The sequence below is a fragment of the Streptomyces sp. ISL-94 genome (assembly GCF_018614075.1).
In the GTDB taxonomy this organism is placed as follows: Bacteria; Actinomycetota; Actinomycetes; order Streptomycetales; family Streptomycetaceae; genus Streptomyces.
In genome coordinates this window covers 72,803-90,974 of sequence record NZ_JAGGOZ010000077.1, presented here as the reverse complement: position 1 = coordinate 90,974, position 18,172 = coordinate 72,803, and the positions used below count along the sequence as shown (strand labels likewise).

Annotated in this window: 17 protein-coding genes and 1 pseudogene; 14 read left to right on the top strand and 4 right to left on the bottom strand. The window is 72.6% G+C overall.

Features of this window, described 5'->3' with window-relative positions; genetic code table 11:
* A pseudogene (locus J7E94_RS34825) lies at positions 1–413 on the top strand (IS200/IS605 family accessory protein TnpB-related protein); the annotation flags it as partial.
* Here J7E94_RS34825 and J7E94_RS23685 read toward each other — a convergent pair.
* Complete coding sequence (locus J7E94_RS23685) at positions 393–1,688, bottom strand: sensor histidine kinase (protein ID WP_215018666.1); 1,296 nt, start codon at positions 1,686–1,688, stop codon at positions 393–395. The pseudogene J7E94_RS34825 and the gene J7E94_RS23685 sit on opposite strands and share 21 nt — an antisense overlap.
* A gap of 134 nt (positions 1,689–1,822) precedes the next feature.
* Here J7E94_RS23685 and J7E94_RS23680 point away from each other — a divergent pair, with 134 nt between their 5' ends.
* On the top strand, positions 1,823–2,917 hold the full coding sequence (locus J7E94_RS23680; RefSeq protein WP_215018664.1) for an ABC transporter permease: 1,095 nt from the start codon (positions 1,823–1,825) through the stop codon (positions 2,915–2,917).
* On the top strand, positions 2,914–3,630 hold the full coding sequence (locus tag J7E94_RS23675) for an ABC transporter ATP-binding protein (RefSeq protein ID WP_215018662.1): 717 nt from the start codon (positions 2,914–2,916) through the stop codon (positions 3,628–3,630). The genes J7E94_RS23680 and J7E94_RS23675 overlap by 4 nt, the downstream gene beginning before the upstream one ends.
* Positions 3,631–3,756: 126 nt before the next feature.
* On the opposite strand, the gene J7E94_RS23670 is transcribed toward J7E94_RS23675, so the two are convergent.
* Complete coding sequence (locus tag J7E94_RS23670) at positions 3,757–4,560, bottom strand: IclR family transcriptional regulator (protein WP_215018660.1); 804 nt, start codon at positions 4,558–4,560, stop codon at positions 3,757–3,759.
* 326 nt (positions 4,561–4,886) lie between these two features.
* Between J7E94_RS23670 and allB the strand changes: the two genes are divergently transcribed.
* Complete coding sequence (allB, locus tag J7E94_RS23665) at positions 4,887–6,230, top strand: allantoinase AllB (protein ID WP_215018659.1); 1,344 nt, start codon at positions 4,887–4,889, stop codon at positions 6,228–6,230.
* A gap of 2 nt (positions 6,231–6,232) precedes the next feature.
* Positions 6,233–7,366, top strand: a complete 1,134-nt coding sequence (alc, locus tag J7E94_RS23660; protein ID WP_215018657.1) for an allantoicase — start codon at positions 6,233–6,235, stop codon at positions 7,364–7,366.
* Between the two features lie 117 nt (positions 7,367–7,483).
* On the opposite strand, the gene J7E94_RS23655 is transcribed toward alc, so the two are convergent.
* The gene (locus J7E94_RS23655; protein WP_215018655.1) at positions 7,484–8,215 is read right to left on the bottom strand and encodes an SDR family oxidoreductase; all 732 of its coding nucleotides are present in this window, start codon (positions 8,213–8,215) and stop codon (positions 7,484–7,486) included.
* Positions 8,216–8,379: 164 nt separating this feature from the next.
* On the opposite strand from J7E94_RS23655, the gene J7E94_RS23650 reads away from it, so the two are divergent.
* From J7E94_RS23650 to J7E94_RS23640, 3 genes are all read left to right on the top strand, one after another.
* Positions 8,380–8,997, top strand: coding sequence for a dihydrofolate reductase family protein (locus J7E94_RS23650; RefSeq protein WP_215018653.1), 618 nt, complete (start codon positions 8,380–8,382; stop codon positions 8,995–8,997).
* A 207-nt stretch (positions 8,998–9,204) separates the two neighbouring features.
* A complete protein-coding gene (locus tag J7E94_RS23645; RefSeq protein ID WP_251057115.1) occupies positions 9,205–10,131 on the top strand; it encodes a DMT family transporter in 927 nt (308 codons plus the stop codon).
* A 93-nt stretch (positions 10,132–10,224) separates the two neighbouring features.
* Positions 10,225–11,412: a cytochrome P450 gene (locus tag J7E94_RS23640; RefSeq protein WP_215018652.1), complete on the top strand. Its 1,188-nt coding sequence runs from the start codon at positions 10,225–10,227 to the stop codon at positions 11,410–11,412.
* Positions 11,413–11,436: 24 nt separating this feature from the next.
* Here the strand turns inward: J7E94_RS23640 and J7E94_RS23635 are convergent, their stop codons facing one another.
* Positions 11,437–12,441: a Gfo/Idh/MocA family oxidoreductase gene (locus J7E94_RS23635; protein WP_215018650.1), complete on the bottom strand. Its 1,005-nt coding sequence runs from the start codon at positions 12,439–12,441 to the stop codon at positions 11,437–11,439.
* Between the two features lie 262 nt (positions 12,442–12,703).
* Here J7E94_RS23635 and J7E94_RS23630 point away from each other — a divergent pair, with 262 nt between their 5' ends.
* The 6 genes from J7E94_RS23630 (at position 12,704) to J7E94_RS23605 (ending at position 18,172) form a co-directional block, all read left to right on the top strand.
* Positions 12,704–13,684 carry a substrate-binding domain-containing protein gene (locus J7E94_RS23630; protein WP_215018648.1) on the top strand — a complete coding sequence of 327 codons (981 nt, stop codon included), beginning with the start codon at positions 12,704–12,706 and terminating at the stop codon, positions 13,682–13,684.
* Positions 13,681–14,712, top strand: a complete 1,032-nt coding sequence (locus J7E94_RS23625; RefSeq protein ID WP_215018646.1) for an ABC transporter permease — start codon at positions 13,681–13,683, stop codon at positions 14,710–14,712. Before J7E94_RS23630 ends, J7E94_RS23625 begins: the two co-directional genes overlap by 4 nt.
* Positions 14,682–15,584 (top strand): ATP-binding cassette domain-containing protein, encoded by a 903-nt coding sequence (locus J7E94_RS23620; protein ID WP_374224489.1) that lies wholly within the window; start codon positions 14,682–14,684, stop codon positions 15,582–15,584. Before J7E94_RS23625 ends, J7E94_RS23620 begins: the two co-directional genes overlap by 31 nt.
* Positions 15,581–16,756 (top strand): ROK family glucokinase, encoded by a 1,176-nt coding sequence (locus J7E94_RS23615; RefSeq protein ID WP_215018642.1) that lies wholly within the window; start codon positions 15,581–15,583, stop codon positions 16,754–16,756. Before J7E94_RS23620 ends, J7E94_RS23615 begins: the two co-directional genes overlap by 4 nt.
* Positions 16,753–17,346 (top strand): hypothetical protein, encoded by a 594-nt coding sequence (locus J7E94_RS23610; RefSeq protein WP_215018639.1) that lies wholly within the window; start codon positions 16,753–16,755, stop codon positions 17,344–17,346. Before J7E94_RS23615 ends, J7E94_RS23610 begins: the two co-directional genes overlap by 4 nt.
* Positions 17,347–17,539: 193 nt before the next feature.
* A complete protein-coding gene (locus J7E94_RS23605; RefSeq protein ID WP_215018637.1) occupies positions 17,540–18,172 on the top strand; it encodes an MBL fold metallo-hydrolase in 633 nt (210 codons plus the stop codon).

Genomic DNA, 18,172 nt, shown 5'->3' with positions numbered 1-18,172 from the left:
GCCTGACCTCCATGGCCGACCAGACCGGCATCACGATCATCGCCGTCGATCCTGCCTACACCAGCAGGTGGGGCGCCCAGCACTGGCAGAAGCCCCTTACCAGCACCACTCGCACCACCACCCGTCACGATGCGGCGAGCATCGCGATCGGCAGGCGCGCCCAAGGGCACCCGATCCGGCGACGGACGGCACCGCCCCACGACGACCGGAGTGATCGTCGCGGGCATCGGACCGTCCAGGCCCGACCGGGCACCCTCGGGCGTGAGGAACCCCGCCCCCGCATCCCCGGACCACGCACACGATGCGTGCCGCCGGACGCGGAGCGAACGCGGGAGACCAGGACATCCAAAACCGTTCGGGATGCCCGCAGCGACCAGGAATGGGTCCAAGACTCACTCCTGCTCACTGAGTAGGAACGGTTCCAGCGGCAGTGGCAGGGTGACGGCCACGGCGGTGCCCTGGCCGGGGGCGGACTCCACCGTGAACAGCCCGCCCAGGGTCTCCGCGCGCGAGCGCATCGCCGGCAGGCCGAAGCCGCCGCCGCCGGAGCCCGACGCGCCCGACGCGGCCGAGGAGGGATCGAAGCCGTGCCCGTCGTCCACGATGTCCAGCGTGACCGAGGCGTCCATGAAGGTCAGGGTGATCTCGGCGCGCCCGGCGCGCGCGTGCCGCACCACATTGGCCAGCGCCGACTGCGCGATCCGCAGCAGGGCCACCTCGTAGGGCGTGGGCAGCACCCGCGGGCTGCCGCTCAGCGAGAACCGCACCCGCGGCCCCGGCACCCCGGAGCACAGCCGCTCCAGCGCCCCGGCGAGCGATCCGTGCTCCAGGTCCGGCGGCGTGAGGGCCCGTACGAACCGACGCGCCTCGGCGAGGTTCTCCTGGGCGGCCTCCCGGGCCCGGCCGATGTGCGCGAGCGCCGCCGCGGAGGGGGCGCCGGCCGGGGCCCCTCCCCCCGGGCGCCCCTCGGAAAGGGACCGCTCGGCGGCCCGCAGCAGCAGCTGGATCGAGGAGAGCCCCTGCGCCAGGGTGTCGTGGATCTCCCGGGCGAGCCGCTCCCGCTCGGCCAGGATCCCCGCGCTCCGCTCGGCGGCGGCCAGCTCGGCCCGGGTCGTGATGAGCTCCTCGATCAGCTCGCGGCGGCGCTCGCTCTCGCGGTACAGCGCCTGGTAGCCCAGTACGGTCGCCACCGCCACGGCCCCGCCCAGCAGCGGCCCGAGGAAGGCCCCCGGGGTCACCGCGCTGCTGTGCGCGAGGAACCCGCCGATCGCCGCGCAGGCGGTCACCGCCACGGCCGCGACCCCCCAGCGCAGCTTCAGCAGGTGCAGCTCCAGGAAGTACAGCGGGAAGGCGATCCACAGCCCGTCGGGGGAGACCGCCAGCAGCGCCGCCCAGGCGGCGCCGAGCCCGGCCAGCCACACCGCCCCGGCGCGCGGCGAGCGGTGCACCGCGGGGGCCCGTACGCCGCCCGCGTACACGGCGGCCAGTACGGCGCACGCGGCGACCACCCAGCCGGCCCTGGGCGCGGAATCGGCGACGGCCCGCCCGGCGGCCAGCCCGAGCAGCCCCAGAAGCAGTGCGTGCAGGCACAGCCGCAGCACCTTCGACACGGGGGTGAGGGCGCGGGAGGCGGAGGGAGCGGGGGCGGGGGCAGGTACAGGTGCAGGTGCAGGTGCTGTTGCAGTCATGGCCTGACCAGCGTAGGCGGGCCCGGACCGGCCCCGGTCAACCAAAAGTTTGATGTCCGCGTGCGCCCTTCGATACCAGGATCGCTACCGTGGCGCGATGCCTTGTGTCCACGCGGAAGACCAAGGTGGGGGACATGTTCGTCGCATGGAGAGATCTACGGTTCGCCAAGGGCCGGTTCGCCCTCATGGGCTCGGTCGTACTGCTCATCACGCTGCTGGTCGGCCTGCTGTCCGGGCTCACCTCCGGCCTGGCCCGGGAGAACACCTCGGCCATCACCGGGCTGCCCGCCACGCACCTGGCCTTCGCCGCGCCCGCCGGTGACCAGAAGGTGTCCTTCACCAACTCCCAGGTGCCCGAATCCGCCTGGCAGGCCTGGCGGGCCCGGCCGGGGGTGAGTTCCGCGGAGCCGCTCGGCATCCGCACCACCAACGCCGCCTCGGGGGAGCGCACCGCGGCCGTCTCCGTCTTCGGCGTCGACCCCGCCGGGAAGCTCGGCCCGCGCGACGGTGGCCTCGCCCAAGGCCGGGTGGTCCTCACGGAGAAGGCCGCCAAGGAGCTCGGCGGGCTCACTGCTGGTGCCAGGCTCAGGATCGGCCCGCTGGAGCTGACGGTGGCCGCCGTGTCCGGCACCGCCGCCTACAGCCACACCCCGGTCGTCTGGATGGACCTCGACGACTGGCAGCGCATCGGCAACCCCGGCACCTCCATCGAGCCCCTCGCCACCGTCGTCGCCGTTTCCGCGTCGGACGGCGGCGGCCTGGATCTCGCCGCCGCCGGCAAGGCCTCGGGGACCAAGGCCCAGACTGTGGACGAGGCCCTGGGCGCCATCGGCTCGTACCAGGCGGAGAACGGCTCGCTCCAGCTGATGCGCGGCTTCCTCTTCGCCATCTCGGCCCTGGTGATAGGGGCCTTCTTCACCGTGTGGACGATCCAGCGCAGCGGGGACATCGCCGTCCTGAAGGCACTGGGTGCCTCCACCCCCTACCTCCTCAAGGACGCCCTCGGCCAGGCCGTGGTCATGCTCGCCATCGGCACCGGGCTGGGCACCGCGCTCGCCTCCGGCTTCGGCGCGCTGATCAGCGGCGGGAACGTGCCCTTCGTCCTCGACGCCGCCACCGTGCTCGTGCCCGCCGCGATCATGATCGTGCTGGGCGCGCTGGGCGCCGCCCTGTCCATCCGGCGGATCACCGCCGTAGACCCGCTGACCGCCCTCGGGAGCGCCCGATGACCCTCCTCGTCCACGACGTCACGCTCACCTACCCGGACGGCGACGGCCGGCTCACCGCCCTCGACGCCGTGGGCCTGGAGGTGCCCGCGGGCACACTGACGGCGGTGATCGGACCCTCTGGCTCCGGCAAGTCCAGCCTGCTCGCGGTGGCCGCCACCCTGGTCACCCCCGACGCGGGCCGGGTCGTCGTCGCGGGCCAGGACACCTCCGGGCTCGGCGCCGCCGAGAAGTCGGCCCTGCGCCGGGAGAAGATCGGCATCGTCTTCCAGCAGCCGAACCTGCTGGCCTCGCTCACCGCCGCCGAGCAGCTCCAGGTCATGGCGCACCTCTCCGGCGGCCCCGCCAAGGCGCTGCGCCGGCGCGCTCTGGAGCTGCTGGACGCGGTGGGCCTGGCGGACAAGGCCGACAAGCGGCCGCACCAGCTCTCCGGCGGCCAGCGCCAGCGGATCAACATCGCCCGCGCACTGATGAACGAGCCCGCCGTGCTGCTGGTCGACGAGCCGACCAGCGCCCTCGACCACGAGCGCGGCGCGGCCGTGCTCGACCTGCTGGTGACCCTGACCCGCGAGCGCTCCACCGCCACGGTGCTGGTCACCCACGACCACGCCCACCTGAACCGGATGGACCGTACGGCCACGATGGCCGACGGCCGGCTCACCGAGGCCCCCGCGGCCGTTGTTCAGGGGGCGGGGCGGACGGAAGGCGCCGGGTAGGCGCGGTAGCCGTACGCCTTCCGCCCTGGCCCGGGCCCGGGCCTGTGCCCGTACATGCCGCTGCCCCGCCGGACAGGTCCGGCGGGGCGCAGTGCTGCGTACGCGAGGGGCGCGTCTAGGCGTCGGCTAGGCGGGGCTCTGGTTGGCCAGTGCGACCGACAGCTCCGCGGCGACACCCTGGAGGATCGGCACGAAGGACTCGGCCACCGCCTCGGTCACGCGGCCCGCCGGGCCCGAGATGGAGATCGCGGCGGCGGTCGGCGAGTTCGGCACCGACACGGCGAGGCAGCGGACTCCTATCTCCTGCTCGTTGTCGTCGACGGCGTAGCCCGCCCTGCGGACCTGCTCCAGCGCGTCGAGGAAGCCCTCGGGCGTGGTGATGGTCTTCTCGGTCGCCGCCGGCATCCCGGTGCGGGCCAGGAGGGCCCGTACCTCCTCGGCGGGGGTGTGGGCCAGGAGCGCCTTGCCCACCCCGGTGGAGTGCGGCAGCACGCGTCGGCCGACCTCGGTGAACATGCGCATGGAGTGCTTGGACGGCACCTGGGCGACGTAGACGATCTCGTCCCCGTCGAGCAGGGCCATGTTCGCCGTCTCGCCGGTCTCCTCGACCAGGCGGGCGAGGTAGGGGCGCGCCCAGGTGCCCAGCAGCCGCGACGCGGACTCGCCGAGGCGGATCAGACGGGGGCCGAGGGAGTACCGTCGGTTGGGCTGCTGGCGGACATAGCCGCACGCGACGAGCGTGCGCATGAGACGGTGGATGGTCGGCAGCGGCAGCCCGCTGGCGGCGGAGAGCTCGCTGAGGCCGACTTCGCCCCCGGCATCGGCCATGCGTTCGAGCAGATCGAAGGCGCGCTCAAGGGACTGGACGCCACCGCTGGCGGCGGTGGGCTTGGCGGAAGCGTCGGTGGTGCTGGCGATGGACGTCGGCACGGCGCGGTCCTTTCGGTGCTGGCAGGCAAGGAAGCAGCCTACCGGTCGGTCGGCGTCGGCCCTAGAGCCGGGGCGCCACCGTCCCCGCCGGTCAGAGGCGGTTTGTCCTGGTGGCGGACGTCCTCGGGAAGTTACCTCCCCGGTCCCCGTGGCGGTAGCTACATTCTGGATAGTGAAATCCTAATTCCATTCTGTGGAAACATCCAATTGCTGTCCAGATGTGTCAGTGGTCCGTCCGGGCGCTCTTGACTGGCCCCGGATCGCGGTGAAGACTCCGTCAACAGAACGTTGAATTTCGCTCTGTGGAAGTAGATGGGGAGGTTCCGGTGGCCGACGCGGCTGTGGAACTGGTAGTACGCTCGACGCGTGTCATCACCCCCGAGGGGACGCGTGCCGCCTCGGTGGCCGTCGCCGGCGGGAAGATCACGGCCGTGCTGCCGCACGACGCCGAGGTACCGGCCGGAGCCCGGCTGGAGGACTTCGGGGACGACGTCCTGCTCCCCGGCCTGGTCGACACCCACGTCCACGTGAACGACCCGGGCCGCACCGAGTGGGAAGGCTTCTGGACGGCCACCCGCGCCGCCGCGGCCGGAGGCATCACCACGATCCTCGACATGCCGCTCAACTCCCTGCCGCCGACCACCACGGCGGACAACCTGCGCGTCAAGCAGGAGGTCGCCCGCGCCAAGGCGCACGTGGACGTCGGCTTCTGGGGCGGCGCCCTGCCGGACAACGTCAAGGACCTGCGCCCGCTGCACGACGCCGGGGTCTACGGCTTCAAGTGCTTCCTGTCGCCCTCCGGCGTCGAGGAGTTCCCCGAGCTCGACCAGGACCAGCTCGCCGCCTCCCTCGCGGAGATCACCGGCTTCGGCGGCCTGATGATCGTGCACGCCGAGGACCCGCACCACCTGGACGCGGCCCCGGCCGTCCCCGGCCCCAAGTACGCCGACTTCCTCGCCTCCCGCCCGCGCGACGCCGAGAACACCGCGATCGGGAACCTGATCGCCCAGGCGAAGCGGCTGAACGCGCGGGTCCACGTCCTGCACCTCTCGTCCAGCGACGCGCTGCCGCTGATCGCCGCCGCCAAGGCCGAGGGCGTCAAGATCACTGTCGAGTCCTGCCCGCACTACCTCACCCTCACGGCCGAGGAAGTCCCGGACGGCGCCAGCGAGTTCAAGTGCTGCCCGCCCATCCGCGAGGCCGCCAACCAGGACCTCCTGTGGGACGCGCTCGCCGACGGCACCATCGACTGCATCGTCTCCGACCACTCGCCCTCCACGGCGGACCTGAAGACCAGCGACTTCGCCACGGCGTGGGGCGGCATCTCCTCCCTGCAGCTGGGGCTCCCGGCGATCTGGACCGAGGCGCGCAAGCGCGGACGCACCCTGGAGGACGTCGTCCGCTGGATGTCCGCCGCCCCGGCCGCGCTCGCCGGACTGACGCAGAAGGGCGCGATCGAGGCAGGCCGCGACGCCGACTTCGCCGTCCTGGCCCCCGAAGAAACGTTCACTGTGGACCCGGCCGAGCTCCACCACCGCAACCGGGTCACGGCGTACGCGGGCAAGACCCTGCACGGCGTCGTGAAGTCCACCTGGCTGCGCGGTACGCAGATCGCCGACCACGGCACCCCGACCGAGCCCACCGGCCTCCTCCTCGAAAGGCAGAACTGACAGTGGCACAGCGTTCAACTGGACTGGCTTCCTTCACCGGCAACGCGAACCCGTACGGAGGCGGCGACCCGTACGCGGACTACCGCACCGCGGACTTCCCGTTCACCCAGTACGCGAACCTCGCCGCCCGTGAACTGGGCGCCGGTGTCATCGAGGCCAACGACGAGTTCTTCGCCCAGCGCGAGAACCTGCTGATCTCCGAGGCCGCGCACTTCGACCCCGAGCACTTCGGCCACAAGGGCAAGGTCATGGACGGCTGGGAGACCCGCCGCCGCCGCGGCATCTCCGCCACCCAGCCCTGGCCGACCGCCGAGGACCACGACTGGGCGCTCGTCCGCCTGGGCGCCCCCGGCGTCATCCGCGGCATCGTCGTCGACACCGCCCACTTCCGCGGCAACATGCCGCAGGCCGTCTCCATCGAGGCCACCAACTGGCAGGGCGCCCTCGCGCCGACCCCGGCGGAGCTCCAGGGCGACGACATCAAGTGGACGACCATCGTCCCCCGCACGCCGGTCGGCGGCCACGCGGCCAACGGCTTCGAGGTGAGCGTCGAGCAGCGCTTCACGCACCTGCGCGTCAACCAGCACCCCGACGGCGGCATCGCCCGCCTGCGCGTCTACGGCGAGGTCCTCCCGGACCCGAAGTGGCTCGCGGCCCTCGGCTCCTTCGACGTGGTGGCCCTGGAGAACGGCGGCTCCGTCCAGGACGCCTCCAACCGCTTCTACTCCCCGCCGACCAACACCATCAACCCGGGCCGCTCCCGCAAGATGGACGACGGCTGGGAGACCGCCCGCCGCCGTGACAACGGCAACGACTGGATCCGCTACCAGCTCGTCACGGAGTCCGCGATCCGCGCGGTGGAGATCGACACCGCCTACCTCAAGGGCAACTCCGCGGGCTGGGCCTCCCTCTCCATCAAGACGGGCGAGGAGGGCGAGTGGACGGAGTTCCTGCCGCGCACCCGCCTGCAGCCCGACACCAACCACCGCTTCGTGCTGGACGCCCCGGCGGTCGGCACGCACGTCCGGATCGACATCTTCCCGGACGGCGGCTTCTCCCGCCTGCGCCTGTACGGCTCCCTGACGGAGGCCGGCGCGGCCTCGCTGACCGCCCGCCACCAGGAGCTGGGCGGCTGACGCCGTCCACCGACGACTGCCCCGGGGGCCGACACCCCCGGGGCGCGCACGGCCCGTAGGGGCGCACCGCTTCGGCGGCGCGCCCCTGCGGCGTATCCGCACGCCGCCCGGCGAGGGCTACGCGGCGTAGCCGCCGTCCACCGCGAACTCCGCGCCCGTCACGTACACGGAGTCCGGCCCGGCCAGGAAGGACACCATGGCGGCCACCTCCGGCGCCGCGCCGAACCTGCCGAGGGCCGTCATCGCCGCCTGCGGGTCCGCGGAGGGGCCGTCCGCCGGGTTCATGTCGGTGTCCACCGGGCCCGGGTGCACGAGGTTCGCGGTGATGCCGCGCCCGCCGAGCTCCCGGGCCAGCGCCTTGGTCAGCCCGGACAGCGCCGACTTGCTCATCGCGTACAGCGCGCCGCCGGGGCCCGGGACCCGCTGGGTGATGCAGCTGCCGATGGTGATGATCCGCCCGCCGGAGCCCATTCGCCCAGCCGCGGCCTGGGCGGCCAGGAACGCCCCCCGCACGTTGACGGCCAGCACCCGGTCCACATCGGCCAGGCCCAGCCCGTCGAGGGGCCCGAGTACGCCCACCCCGGCGTTGTTGACCAGGACGTCGATCCGCCCGAAGCCCCGTACGGTCTCCTCCACCGCGGCCGCGGCATCGGCCGCCTCGCCCGCGTCGGCCCGTACGGCCAGCCCGCGCCGTCCGAGGGCCTCCACCTTGCCGACCACCTCGGCCGCGGCCCTCGCGTCGTTGACGTACGTGACCACGACGTCGAGCCCGTCCTCCGCCAGCCGCAGCGCGCTCGCCGCGCCGATCCCGCGGCTGCCGCCCGTCACCAGTGCCACAGATCCGCTCATGGTGTCCTCCTCCGTCGAATGGTTGCGGGTTCAATGAAATCGGAGTCCGTGATCGGGCGCTGGCGGGAATCGGACATGGAGTTTTCGCGCGCCGCACCGATGAGTCCGCGGCGGCCCGGGAGTCTGAACCTGCGTACGGACGACCGAGCTGGGAGCGCAGAGCAATGGGCAAGCTGACCCTCACCACTTTCCTGACCCTCGACGGCGTGATGCAGGCCCCCGGCGGGCCGGAGGAGGACACCAGCGGCGGGTTCGCGTACGGCGGGTGGGTGGTGCCGTACGCCGACGAGGACATGGGGCAGTTCGTCACCGAGGTCTTCGGCCGGACCGGGGCGTTCCTGCTCGGGCGGCGGACGTACGAGATCTTCGCGTCGTACTGGCCGCAGCACGACGACCCCGCCGACCCGATCGCGGGCAACCTGAACAGGCTGCCGAAGTACGTGGCCTCGACCACGCTCAAGGAGCCCGCCTGGGGCCCGGCGACCGTGCTCGACGGGGAGCAGCTGCAGAGCGAGATCGTCCGGGTCAAGGACGGGCTCGACGGCGAGCTGCAGGTGCACGGCAGCGGGCAGCTCGCGCAGTGGCTGCTGGCGCGGGACCTCGTGGACGAGCTGAACCTGCTCGTCTACCCGGTGTTCCTGGGCGCCGGGCGCCGGCTGTTCCCGACCGGCGGGCTGCCGACGGCCTGCGAGGTGACGAACTCCCGTACGACGTCGAGCGGCATCGCCATCCACACCTACCGGCCGACGGGCCGCGCCGCCTTCGGCTCGTTCCTGGACTGACCCGGGACCCGAAGCAACCGGGGGCGCCGGGGGCCGGCGCCGGCCGAACCACGCGCCCGCCGATGCCGCGGGGCCGCTGATGCCACGTGCCGCCGATGAAGGGGCCGCCGCCAGCGGCCGGCAAAAGGGGTCGACCGGTCATGATCGGCTCCGGTACGGTGAGCCGCACCCGTGCGAGTCACCGAAGCCTCCACCTGCTTCTCGCCGTTGGAGACCCCGGTGACCTCGACCGCCCTGGCCGCCCCCGCCCTCGCCCCCCGCCGGACCTGGCCCGCCGACCTGCCCGTCCTGGCCGTCGCAGTCGTCTGGGGCGGCAGCTATCTCGCCGCCAAGGGCATCACCGCGACGCACACCGTGATCGCCGTGCTCGTGCTGCGGTTCGCGCTGGTCCTGCCCGTGCTCGTGCTCGCCGGGTGGTCGCGGCTGCGGGCGCTGAGCGCCCGACAGCTGCGCGGTGCCGGGGTGCTGGGGCTCGTGCTCGGCGGGATCTTCCTCCTGGAGACCTACGGGGTGGTGCACACCTCCGCCACCAACGCCGGGCTGATCATCAGCCTGACGATGATCTTCACGCCGCTCGCCGAAGCCGCCGTACGCCGGGAGGCGCCCTCCGCAGCCTTTCTCGGAGCCGCCGCCGTATCCGTGGCCGGGGTGGTGCTGCTGACGCAAGGCGGCGGTTTCACCGCGCCCAGCGCCGGTGACCTGCTCATCCTCTGCGCCGCCCTCGCCCGTACGCTGCACGTCCTGCTGATGTCGCGCATCAAGGCCGTCCAGGACGCCGACTCGCTGTCCCTGACCACCGTGCAGCTGGGAAGCGCCGTCCTCGTGTTCGCCGTGCTGGCCGCCGTGCCCGGGACCGGGGACAGCCCCTGGGCCGCATCCGCCGGCTTCGGGGCGGCCGAGTGGGCCGGGCTCGCCTTCCTCTCCGTCTTCTGCACCCTCTTCGCCTTCTTCGTGCAGATGTGGGCCGTACGCCGCACCTCGCCCTCCCGCGTCAGCCTGCTGCTCGGCACCGAGCCCCTGTGGGCGGCCGCCGCCGGCATCGCCATCGGCGGCGAGCACCTCGGCGCCCTCGGCCTCGCGGGCGCGGCCCTCGTGCTGGCCGGCACCGCGTGGGGCCGTCGCGCCGCCGCCTGAATGCCTGAGTGCCTGAGTGCCTGAATGCCTGAGTGCCTGAATGTCCGAAACGGGCCCCTGTCCAAGGTCAAGTGCGGGCCTACGCTGGCCCCCATGCCAGTTCTGGACCTCGGCAACCTCGCCGACGACTTCAACGAGAACCCGTACCCGCACTACGCGCGCCTGCGGGAGAGCGGCCCCGTCCACCGCGTCAAGACGGCCGACGGGGAGGAGATCTGGCTGATCGTCGGCCACGACGAGGCCCGGCAGGCCCTCGCCCACCCCGACGTGTCGAAGAACTGGCAGTCCGCCGGCCTCTACGCCGACCGCACCACCACCACCCTCAGCACCAACATGCTCCGCTCCGACCCGCCCCACCACACCCGGCTGCGCCGCCTGGTGGCCCGCGAGTTCACCTCCCGCCGGGTCGAGGCCCTGCGGCCGCGCGTCCAGCAGGTCACCGACGAGCTGCTCGACGCGATGGCCGCCGCCCCCGACCGCCGCGCCGACCTGATCCGGTCCTTCGCCGTGCCGCTGCCGATGACCGTCATCTGCGAGCTCCTCGGCGTGCCCGACCTCGAACGCGGCTCCTTCCGACAGTGGTCCACCGAGATCGTGGCGCCCACCGGCAAGGAGGCCGAGACCGCCGCCCTGCGCGCCATGTCCGGCTACCTCGCCGAGCTCACCGACGCCAAGCGCCACAGCCCCGGCGAGGACCTGCTCAGCGCCCTCATCCGCACGCGCGACGAGGACGGTGACCGGCTGTCCCCGGAGGAGCTGGTCGGCATGGCCTTCCTGCTGCTCGTCGCGGGCCACGAGACCACCGTGAACCTGATCGGCAACGGCGTACGGGCCCTGCTCGCCCACCCCGACCAGCTGGCCGCCCTGCGCGCCGACCCCGACGGCCTGATCGACGGCGCGGTGGAGGAGATGCTCCGCTACGACGGCCCCCTGGAGAGCGCCACCTTCCGTTTCGCCCGTGCGGACCTGGAGATCGGCGGCACCTGCATCGAGGCCGGCTCCGCCGTCCTGGTCGCCCTCGCCGCCGCCGACCGCGATCCGGTGCGCTTCGCGCAACCCGATGTCTTCGACATCCGCCGCACCGGCCAGAGCCACATGGCTTTCGGCCACGGCATCCACTTCTGCATCGGCGCCCCGCTCGCCCGGATGGAGGGCCGCATCGCGATCCGGACCCTGCTGGAACGTTTCCCCGGGCTGGCCGAGGACCCGGCCGCCGGACCCCGCGAGTGGATCCCCGGCACCCTGATCCGGGGCGTGAAACAGCTGCCGGTGCGCTGGTAGCCGTCCATGGGAACCCGAACCCGCTCACAGAGCCGGCAGCTCCTCCATCCGGACCCGGCGCCGCTCCCGCCGCGACAGCTCGCACGCCTCCGCGATCCGGAGCGCGGCCAGCGCCTCGCGGCCGTCGCAGGGGTTGGGGCCCTCGTCGCGCACCAGGCGTACGAAGGCCGCCAGCTCCGCCTCGTACGCCGGGGCGAACCGCTCCAGGAACCCCGTCCACGGCTTGCTCGCCGGGGGCGGGCCGTGCGGTTCCGTCGACGCGATCGGCGTACGGTCGTCCAGCCCGGCGGAGACCTGGTCCAGCTCCCCGGCCAGCTCCATCCGCACGTCGTAGCCGGCGCCGTTGCACCGGGTGCCGGTGGCCGTGACCAGGGTCCCGTCGTCCAGGGTCAGCACGGCCGCCGCCGTGTCGATGTCACCCGTCTCCCGGAAGCGCGCCGGACCGGCGTCCGACCCGGCCGCGTACACCTCCGTCACCTCGCGCCCGGTCACCCAGCGCACCATGTCGAAGTCGTGCACCAGGCAGTCCCGGTACAGCCCGCCGGAGAGCGCCAGGTACTCCGGGGTCGGCGGCGCGGGATCGGCCGTCATCGTCCGTACGGTGTGCAGCCGCCCCAGGGCGCCCGAACGGACCAGCTCGCGGGCGGTGCGGTAGCCCGCGTCGAAGCGGCGCATGAAGCCCACCTGGAGCAGACCGCCGCCGGCGTCCACCTCGCGCAGCACGTCCAGGGAGCTGGCCAGGTCCGGGGCCACCGGCTTCTCGCAGAACACCGGCAGCCCGCCGCGCACGGCCCGTACGACCAGCTCGGCGTGCCCCTCGGTGGCGCAGGCCACGACCACCGCGTCCACGCCCCAGGTGAAGATCTGCTCCACGGAGGGCGCGGCGGTGGCCCCGAGCCGGTCGGCGAGGCGGGCCGCCCGCGCGGGGACGGCGTCCGCGAGCAGGAGCGAGCCCGCATCCGGGTGGCGGGCCAGCGCCGCCGCGTGGAAGGAGCCGATCCGGCCCGTTCCGATGAGCCCGATGCGCATGCACTCAACGTGACCCCGTACGGGGGACCTGTCAATCTGCCCGCGCATGCCCCGATGACCCCGCATGGTCCACTGTGGCGGATACTGGGCGGCTGGAACCGGATGGAACCGGAATGACCGAATGGTGACGGCCGGACGACGGCAGCCGGACGATGACGGCCCGGCGATGACGGCCGGGGACGACGACGGCCGGGGACGACGGACGAGACGGACGAGGGAAGGGCGCGGCGACGTGGCTAGGGTTCGGACAGGGGTACGGGTCGTGGGCGCCGTGCTCGCGGCGGTACTGGGGGCCTCGCTCGCGGGCTGCAGCAGCACGGGCGGCAAGCGCGCCGAGGAGCGCGCGAAGGCCGCCGAGGCGGGCCGTCCCGCCGTGTCCACCCCGCGCTGGACCTTCGCGATGGTCACCCACGCGGGCGATGGCGACACCTTCTGGGACATCGTCCAGAAGGGTGCCAAGGAGGCCGCGGCGAAGGACAACATCAACTTCGTCTACTCCCATGACGACCAGGCGCAGCAGCAGGCGCAGTTCGTACAGAACGCCATCGACCAGAAGGTCGACGGGATCGTCGTCAGCCTCGCCAAGCCCGAGGCCCTCAAGGACGTCATCGCCAAGGCCGTCAAGGCCGGCATCCCGGTGGTCACGGTCAACTCCGGATCCGCCCAGTCCGCCGAGTACGGGGCGCTGACCCACATCGGCCAGGACGAGCAGATCGCGGGCGAGGCGGTCGGCGCCGAGCTGAGCAGGCGCGGCCGCAAGAAGGCCGTCTGCGTCCTGCACGAGCAGGGCAACGTCGGCCACGAGCAGCGCTGCGCCGGGGCCAAGAAGACCTTCACCGGGACGATGGAGAACCTGTACGTCGAGGGCACCAACATGCCCTCCGTCCAGGCGGCCGTCCAGGCCAAGCTCCAGGCGGACCCCTCCGTCGACGCGATCCTCACGCTCGGCGCGCCCTTCGCCCCGACCGCGATCAAGGCCAAGGACGCGGCCGCGAGCAAGGCCGAGGTGGACACCTTCGACCTCAACGAATCCGTCGCCCGCGACCTGAAGTCCGGCGCCCTCGGCTTCGCCGTCGACCAGCAGCCCTACCTCCAGGGCTACGAGGCCATCGACCTGCTCTGGCTCTACCGCTACAACGCGGACGTGCTCGGCGGCGGCCGCCCGGTCCTCACCGGACCGCAGATCGTCACCGGCGCCGAGGCCGCCAAGCTGGAGGAGTTCATCAAGCGGGGCAGCCGATGAGCACCGCCACCGCCGTCGACGAACGGCTGGCCCCCACCTCCGTCGTCCGCAAGCTGCTGGGCCGCCCCGAGCTCGGCGCGGTCGTCGGCGCCGCCGCCGTCTTCGTCTTCTTCTCCTTCGCAGCCGACAGCTTCCTGCGGGCCTCCAGCCTGAGCACGATCCTGTATTCGGCGTCCACCATCGGGATCATGGCCGTCCCCGTGGCGCTGCTGATGATCGGCGGCGAGTTCGACCTGTCCGCCGGTGTCATGGTCACCACCTCGGCGCTGCTGAGCTCGATGTTCAGCTACCAGATGACCGCCGACGTCTGGGTCGGCGTGCTGGTCTCCCTGCTGGTCACCCTGGCCGTCGGCTTCTTCAACGGCTTCATGCTGACCCGCACGAAGCTGCCGAGCTTCATCATCACGCTCGGCACCTTCCTGATGCTGACCGGCCTGAACCTCGGCTTCACCAAGCTGATCAGCGGGTCGGTCTCCACCAAGACCATCGCCGACATGGAGGGCTTCCCCTCCGCCCGCGCCCTCTTCGCCTCGCAGTGGAACGTCGGCTCGGTCACCCTCAAGGTCACCATCCTGTGGTGGCTGGCCCTGGTCGCCGTGGCCACGTGGATCCTGCTGCGCACCCGCGTCGGCAACTGGATCTTCGCGGTGGGCGGCGGGGCCGACGCCGCCCGCGCGACCGGCGTGCCCGTCGTGAAGACCCGTATCGGCCTCTACATGGGCGTCGCCCTGTGCGCCTGGATCTCCGGGCAGCACATCCTCTTCTCGTTCGACGTGGTCCAGTCGGGCGAGGGCGTCGGCAACGAGTTCCTCTACATCATCGCGGCCGTCATCGGCGGCTGTCTGATGACCGGCGGCTACGGCTCCGCCATCGGTTCGGCGGTCGGCGCCTTCATCTTCGGCATGACCAGCAACGGCATCGTCTACGCCCAGTGGAACCCGGACTGGTTCAAGTTCTTCCTCGGCGCGATGCTGCTGCTCGCGACGCTGCTCAACGCATGGGTCCGCAAGCGGGCGGAGGCGAAGTGACCATGACCGTGTCCGATGAGAGGGGCGCACCCGCCCTGGTGAAGCTGACCGGCGTCAGCAAGTACTACGGCAACATCCGCGCGCTCCAGGGGGTCTCCCTGGAGGTGTCGCCCGGCGAGATCACCTGCGTCCTGGGCGACAACGGCGCCGGCAAGTCCACCCTCATCAAGATCATCGCGGGGCTGCACCGGCACGACGCCGGATCCTTCGAGATCGAGGGGGAGGAGACCGCGCTCGCCAACCCGCGCGCGGCCCTTGACCGCGGCATCGCGACCGTCTACCAGGACCTGGCCGTCGTCCCCCTGATGCCGGTCTGGCGCAACTTCTTCCTCGGCTCCGAGCCGACCAGGGGCCGCGGCCCCTTCCGCCGCCTCGACGCGCAGTTCATGCGCGAGACCACCCGCGCCGAGCTGCTGCGCATGGGCATCGACCTGCGCGACGTCGACCAGCCCATCGGCACCCTCTCCGGCGGCGAGCGGCAGTGCGTGGCCATCGCCCGCGCCGTCCACTTCGGCGCGAAGGTCCTCGTCCTGGACGAGCCCACCGCGGCCCTCGGCGTCAAGCAGTCCGGCGTCGTCCTCAAGTACGTCGCCGCCGCCCGCGACGCGGGCCTCGGCGTGGTCCTGATCACCCACAACCCGCACCACGCCCACCTGGTCGGGGACCGGTTCGTCCTCCTCAAGCGCGGCGCCATGGCGGGCAGCCACACCCGCGACTCGATCACCCTCGACGAGCTCACCCGGCAGATGGCGGGCGGCTCCGAGCTGGACGAACTGAGCCACGAACTGGAGCGGGTGGCAGAATCAGGCCCATCACGGCCGGAAGAAACCTCCGGCACCACCGCACCCACGAGGGACGACACGACTCGATGAGCACGTACCGGGACTTCACGCTCGCCCACCGGGGTTCGGCGCGAGGCACCGTCCTGCGGACCATCGGAACCCGTGAGCGACGGTCGCACCTGACCGCCCCGCGCGTCCCGACCGTCGGCATCGACATCGGCGGCACCAAGGTGATGGCCGGTGTCGTCGACGCCGACGGCATCATCCTGGAGAAGATCCGCGCCGAGACCCCCGACAAGTCCAAGAGCGCCAAGGTGGTCGAGGACACCATCGTCGAGCTGGTGCTGGACCTCTCCGACCGGCACGACGTGCACGCGGTGGGCATCGGGGCGGCCGGCTGGGTCGACGCCGACCGCTCCCGCGTCCTGTTCGCCCCGCACCTGGCCTGGCGCGACGAGCCGCTGCGCGACGCCCTCCAGTCCCGGCTCGCGGTCCCGGTCATGGTCGACAACGATGCCAACACCGCCGCCTGGGCGGAGTGGCGCTTCGGCGCCGGGCGCGGCGAGGACCACCTCGTCATGATCACGCTGGGCACCGGCATCGGCGGGGCCATCCTCGAAGGCGGACAGGTCAAGCGCGGCCGGTACGGGGTCGCCGGCGAGTTCGGCCACATGCAGGTCGTCCCCGGCGGACACCGCTGCCCCTGCGGCAACCGCGGCTGCTGGGAGCAGTACAGCTCCGGCAACGCCCTGGTGCGCGAAGCCCGCGAGCTGGCCGCCGCCGACTCCCCGGTCGCGTACAACCTCATCGCCAGGGTCGGCGGCAACGTCTCGGAGATCACCGGGCCGCTCATCACCGAGCTGGCCCGCGAGGGCGACGCCATGTGCGTCGAGCTGCTCCAGGACATCGGCCAGTGGCTCGGCGTCGGGATCGCGAACCTCGCCGCCGCCCTCGACCCCGCCTGCTTCGTCATCGGCGGCGGCGTCAGCGCCGCCGACGACCTGCTGATCGGCCCCGCCCGGGACGCCTTCCGCCGCCACCTCACGGGCCGCGGCTACCGGCCCGAGGCCCGGATCGCCAAGGCCCAGCTCGGCCCCGAGGCGGGTATGGTCGGAGCCGCCGACCTCGCCCGGCTGGTCGCCCGCCGCTTCCGCCGGGCCACCCGCCGCCGCGTGGAGCGCTACGAACGGTACGAGCGCTACGCGCAGCAGCTGGGCCGGCGCGACACCACCGGCCCCGAGGACCAGGAACCGAAAGCGTGACACCGCACCCCCTGCCCGGCCAGGCGTCCGCCCCCGACGAGGGCGGCACGCCGGCGCCCCCCGCCGAGGACCGCAGACACGTCGTCCGGCGCCGCTGGATCACCGCGATCACCATCCTGCTGCTGGTCGGCGTCCCCGCGGGCTACCTCGCCGTCTCCGCCCAGCAGAGCCGCCAGAGCGGCCGCGACAAGGCCGCCAAGATCGGCGCGACCAAGGTGCGCCCCGGCTGGCCCTCGAAGGTGCAGCGCAGCATCTACGAGGTCCCGATCCCGCCGAAGGCCTGGCGGGTCGGGTTCCTGGAGACCAACAACTGGCGCACCAGCCGGCTGTTCATCGCGTTCTCGGTCACTCCCGCCGACCTGGACACCTTCCTGGCCGACGCCGGCACCAGCCGGGCCGCGCTGAACCCCGGCGAGGTCGCGATCTCCCCGCACGACGCCGAGGTCGCGGGATGGAGCTGGAGCCCGAAGGCCACCTGGTACGGGATCACCCTGGAGCAGCCGAACCCGCGCCCGACCCGGGACATCACGGTCGACCTCACGCATCCGGAGCAGCCCAAGGTCTACGTGGTCTCCTCCACGACCCCCTGACGCCTGCTCCCGGGGCCAGGCCGTCTCTTCCGGATCTTGTCGGGGCCCGCGGCGCCCGGCACCGCACCTGGCCGCGTTGTCGGGGCGCCCGAGTACGTCCAGTACACGGGCGCCCCTCCGCCTTGCCATGCACGGCGCCGGACACCGCGGGCACGGCCGACAAGATCCGAAAGAGACGGCCTAACCTTGGATCATGAAGCTCACCAAGCGGCTGCACTCCTGCGTCCAGCTGGAGAAGGACGGGCGCACGCTCGTCATCGACCCGGGCGCCTTCAGCGAACCGGACGCGGGCCTCGGGGCGGGCGCCCTGCTGGTCACGCACGAACACCCCGACCACTTCGAGGAGGGCCGGCTGCGGGCCGCCCTCGACGCGAATCCGGCGGCCGGGCTGTGGACCCTGCGCAGCGTCGCGGAGAAGCTGGCCCCCGCCTATCCGGGCCGGGTGCACACCGTGGGCCACGGCGACGCCTTCACCGCCGCCGGGTTCGAGGTCCAGGTGCACGGGGAACTGCACGCGGTGATCCACCCGGACCTGCCGCGGGTCACGAACGTCGGCTACCTGGTGGAGGCTTCGCTCTTCCACCCCGGGGACGCCCTGACCGTGCCCGGGGTCCCGGTGGAGACGCTGATGCTCCCGGTGCACGCGCCCTGGAACAAGATCTCCGAGGTGATCGACTACGTCCGCGAGGTCAAACCGCTCCGCGCCATCGACATCCACGACGCCTACCTCTCCGACATCGCGCGGCCTATCTACGACTTCGCCCTGGACACCCTGGGCCGCACCGACCACGGCCGGCTCTCCGCCGGGGACAGCGCCCATCTGTGA

Coding starts and splice junctions, on each gene's coding strand:
- J7E94_RS23605 (WP_215018637.1), top strand. CDS start 17,540: ATGAAGCTCACCAAGCGGCTGCACTCCTGCGTCCAGCTGGAGAAGGAC.
- J7E94_RS23675 (WP_215018662.1), top strand. CDS start 2,914: ATGACCCTCCTCGTCCACGACGTCACGCTCACCTACCCGGACGGCGAC.
- J7E94_RS23615 (WP_215018642.1), top strand. CDS start 15,581: ATGAGCACGTACCGGGACTTCACGCTCGCCCACCGGGGTTCGGCGCGA.
- J7E94_RS23680 (WP_215018664.1), top strand. CDS start 1,823: ATGTTCGTCGCATGGAGAGATCTACGGTTCGCCAAGGGCCGGTTCGCC.
- J7E94_RS23650 (WP_215018653.1), top strand. CDS start 8,380: ATGGGCAAGCTGACCCTCACCACTTTCCTGACCCTCGACGGCGTGATG.
- J7E94_RS23625 (WP_215018646.1), top strand. CDS start 13,681: ATGAGCACCGCCACCGCCGTCGACGAACGGCTGGCCCCCACCTCCGTC.
- J7E94_RS23685 (WP_215018666.1), bottom strand. CDS start 1,688: ATGACTGCAACAGCACCTGCACCTGCACCTGTACCTGCCCCCGCCCCC.
- J7E94_RS23655 (WP_215018655.1), bottom strand. CDS start 8,215: ATGAGCGGATCTGTGGCACTGGTGACGGGCGGCAGCCGCGGGATCGGC.
- J7E94_RS23635 (WP_215018650.1), bottom strand. CDS start 12,441: ATGCGCATCGGGCTCATCGGAACGGGCCGGATCGGCTCCTTCCACGCG.
- J7E94_RS23640 (WP_215018652.1), top strand. CDS start 10,225: ATGCCAGTTCTGGACCTCGGCAACCTCGCCGACGACTTCAACGAGAAC.
- J7E94_RS23620 (WP_374224489.1), top strand. CDS start 14,682: ATGGGTCCGCAAGCGGGCGGAGGCGAAGTGACCATGACCGTGTCCGAT.